Source organism: Viscerimonas tarda, assembly GCF_054601255.1.
In genome coordinates this window covers 1-4,236 of the sequence record NZ_BAAHWV010000078.1, presented here as the reverse complement: position 1 = coordinate 4,236, position 4,236 = coordinate 1, and the positions used below count along the sequence as shown (strand labels likewise).

General features: G+C 52.5%; 1 protein-coding gene and 1 pseudogene. Both read right to left on the bottom strand.

The genetic code is table 11. The annotated features are described in order from the left end of the window. Nucleotides 1–578 (bottom strand): annotated as a pseudogene (locus ACYPWY_RS15590) (DUF6046 domain-containing protein); the annotation flags it as partial. Between the two features lie 21 nt (nt 579–599). Continuing rightward, the coding region (locus ACYPWY_RS15585; protein ID WP_459686467.1) for a phage tail tape measure protein at nt 600–4,236 on the bottom strand (3,637 nt) is incomplete at its 5' end.

The following is a 4,236-nucleotide window of genomic DNA, read 5'->3' as shown; positions in this document are numbered from 1 at the left end:
TCCTTGCGGGTATAGTCCCTGCCCTGCACCGTTGTCAGCACGATATTGTTTTTGCTGGATACCTGCACCTGCGGCTGCAAATCGACAAAAGTTACCAAGCCGTATTTGCTGTTGCTCTCCACTTTTCTTGTTTCCTTGTCGTAGTAGCAGCCGTCGCCGGCAATGGAAAGTTCCAAAAAGTCTTCGACAACCCTGCCGACAATGGTATCGGTGTGGTTTTTCTTTTGGGCGACGGCTTTCTGTTCCTGTATCAGCTGGTAGTATTGTCCGGTCTTGTTGGCAGCGGAAGTCTGGGACATGGTTTGAAGGTACTTGTCTCGTTCCACCTGTTCCCAGTATTTCAAAAAGCGGGGATAACTGCGCAACGCTCCGTAAGCCGTCTGGTAAGCGCTTTGCACCACCGCCCGCCCCAATAAATCGGCATTTTTGGAAAAATAATGCACCGCCCCGTCCTCGAAGTGGGCAAGCCCAATGCCGAGCGCACGACGCGCCGCATCGGAAACGTAGCCCGTAACGCTGCCGTGTGATACCACCCCGCCGGAAAGCAGGGTTGCTTTTGTAAGTCCTAAAATGTCCATAATAAATTCATTATTATCAATTTAGCCATGCCATGTTGCATCAAAATCATGCACCACATCAATCAGCGCCTGCGCCAACTGTTCCTTTAAGTCCTGAATTTCGGGATTGTTTCCTTCCTTAGTCTGCATAAGTTTTATCGCCTCCACGCTTAAAAGATTAGTGATATTGACGATAACCTGTTTAGGCGCGGTGGAAGAAAGTTTGCCCGTTCCCGAATAATTACCGCCCGCCCTGCCGTCGTCCGCGCCGGACAAACTGTCGTTGGTAATGCCGTTGGCATTCCACGGGCTTGTGTCGTTGTAGTCAGGTTCGTTAGAATACAGGCGCGGGGAAAAGCCCGCCGTTTTCAGGATGTTTTCAGCCGCTTCGGTAGAGCCGCCCATGGTGTTGCGCAAGCTGGAAGTGAATTTGACTAAACTGTCGTGGACAAGCATATAATTGGCTAACTGGTCTTGCCGTTCTTTTTCGGTGGCGTTCTTCCCCAAAGTTTTTTGCGCCCACTGCCCCTTATCGTTCAGGAAAAAACCTTTAGCTTCCAGTCCTGCAAAGTCAAAGCCACCCTTTTGCATAAAAGCTTTGGCTCCGGCAAAATCCATGATGGCTGAGCGGTACACTCCTGCGGCACGGGTAATTTCAGGCACGGTAATGGTATTCTGGTAACGGTGGTAGTCATAAGTCTTAACGGCGTCGGATTCCTTCAGCTCGCCTATGCCTTTTTTATAGGAAATTTTTCCGTCTTTACCCACCGTCCACAGACTTTTATCCAATGTATTTTCCCCCTGACCGTATTTTGTCCTGACGGTTTGGATAAAAGCGCCGACTTCTGTTGCCGTTTTCATTTTTCCAAACTCGGCAAAGGCGGCATTGATACGGGTTTGACTGTCCTTTTTCGCCAGCGTGGTAATGGCTGCACGAGTATCGTCTTGATAGGCGTCTCCATAAGTGTATAACGGCTGGCTCATGCCGTAGCTTTGTCCTGCCGCCATGCTTCCCAAAACTGCCGCCCACCAGTTGCCGGTAAAGGCCCCGATTTTATGTCCGCTGGCTTCTTCTATCGTTTTTTCCGCCGTCAAGTCATCGACCGCCTTTTTCGTGTCTAATGCCTTTCTGTAAGTTTCATTCAGAGAGTTGTACAGGGCTTCTATAGATGGATAGCGGTATTTGCGGTTGGCTTCGATTTCCTCCAGCATGGCGTCTTTGGCTTCCTTGACTTTCCATGTCTTGTACGCCAGCCAGCCCATCACGCCGACCAGAGCGGCTATTCCGGCGGTAGCCGCTACTGCCCCCGTGCTGATAGCTGCTATTGAAGCCCCCGCGCCGACAAGCCCGCCTCCGGTAGATACCTGCGAAGCAAACAGTCCGCCTGCTGCGCCGCGGGCAAGCAAAGCGTTTGTTCCCCCTGCCATGCCCATACTCGCCAGCGCCTGTGTCATGGCGCCCTTGCCGTTTATCCCTGCCAACTGCAAGGCGGAAACAAGGCTGCGCTTATTGGTAAAGGACATTCCCCGAAGTCCGCCCAAGCCAACCAATCCGCTAATGCCTTGCAGGGCGGAGGAAGCAAGGGACTGCTTGCCCAGAAAGCCCATAGCCACGCCTACGTTGGTTATCGCTCCGGCAAGTTTAAAAAGTTTGGTGGCAACGATACCGGTAAACAGCAACGGCTCTATCCAGTTGAAGTTTTTGGTAAACCATGTAGCGATATTGCCCAGTACGGAAAATATATCCAGCAAGACCCTGCCGATGGATGCCAAGCCGTTGGCAAAATCCTTCATCCGGAACTTGGAAAGGAAATCCCTTAAAACACTGCGGATTTGCGGCTCCATCAATTCGTAACCCCGCATAAAACTTTCGCTGAACATGGAAGTAGTCTGATACCAAAGCCCTTTGGTGGTTTCCTGCTTGACCTTGGCAAGTTCGTCGGAGACGCCCTGCGAGGCTTTATTTTGGGAAGCGAGTTCCGCCAGTTTATCGTGGTTCTTGATAAACATCATGGCGGCGTTGCCCCCGATTTTCCCGAAAATAGCCTGCATGTCCGCCATCGTCGCCCCCTTGCGCTCCAAATCGGCAAAGATTTCCGAAAGGGGGCGCAGGTGTTCCACCTGCTTGCCGTAAACATCGCGGTGTTCGGTAAATTCCACGCCCAGCCTGCCGAGCGTTTTACGCGCTTCCCGCGTGGGCTTGGCAAAACGGGTAGCCATGGCGCGGAGCGAAGTACCCGCCATAGTCCCCTTGATACCCATATTACCCAGTATGCCGATAGCGGCGGAAGTTTCCGTAAAGTCCACGCCAGCCAGTTTCATATAGCCTGCCGCCATTTTGAAGGATTCCGCCATTTCGACAATGTTTACGTTGGAGCGCGATACAGAGGAAGCAAGTATGTCGGCTACCGAAGACATGCTTTCGCTTTTAATGTCATAGCCCGCCATAATGTTGGTGGCAAGGTCGGCTATCAGGGAAACGTCGTTGTCGCCTATCAGGGCGAGGTTGGTTATCGGACGGATGGAGTTGAGTATCGTATCCACGCCCATGCCCGCCATGGAAAGGTACTTGACCGCTCCGGCTACTTCAATGGCGGTAAACTTGGTCTCCACGCCGATTTGCCGGACGTATTTCGCCATTTGGCTGAAGCGGGTTTCAAAGGTCGTCAAGTCCGTATCGGCTACCTTCAGGATGCTGTGCGCCGTCTCCATGATATTGGAATACTCGACAGCTTCGGTAATTTCCTTGCGGATAAGTCCGTATGCCATGTAAGCGTTGAACATGTAGGCAAAGGGCATGTTGCGCATAGACGGCGGACGGCTGTATTGCAGGCGGTTGATGGCGGCGCGGCGTTTGCCTCCGTACAGGGATTCTTCCATGCCCGCCTGACGGCGGATGCTGCGGACGGAAGCCATAGCGTTCGCCTGCCGTTGCCGTTCGGCTTCCCGCTGTTGTCTTTGCTCGTCGGCAAGGGATTTTTTCCGCAGGGCTTCCTGTTGTTTCAACAGTTGAGCCTGTTCCCGTTCCATGCGCCGGGCGGCGGCGAGGGCATCCTGCCGCTGTTGCTTTTGGGCGGCTTCCTGCTGCCGGAACGACAGGCGTTGCTCATTCAATAGTTTGTTGGCGTACAGCTTTTCCTGCAACCTTGCATTGGCTTTGTTGGAAATGGGAGCTGTTTTGCCTGTGGAAACGGCATAAGGGGCGTATTTCAAGCTGCCCGGAGCGGCAACATGCGACACCGCCATTTTTACATTCATTGTTGCTGCCACCGCTGTTTTTATCCGGGTCAGAAGGGATAAAACTTCATTCAGCCTGCCTTTGGCGGCATCCGTGCCGATATTGATTTGCCGTCCCTTTTCAAGGCTGACAAGCGCGGCGTTGATTTTGCCGATGGACTTGGTTAGGGTTTTCTGTGTTTCCTGTATGCTTTTGACCGATGCCGCCGCCGTGTTTTTCGTTAAGGTTTTCTGGTTTTCAAGCGCCTTTTTATCCAGTAGTGCTTTAGTTTGCGCTTTGATTCGTTTGCTGTCAAGCGGTTGCCCGGCATTGATGACAAGGTTGATGCCGCGCGACAATTCCCTGATTTCGGTGAGCATTCCCTTCACGCGGGTCAGCTTTTCTTCCGCCTTGGAAGTGTCGATGTTCATTTTGAAGGAATAGTCGCGCTTCTTCCCGTTT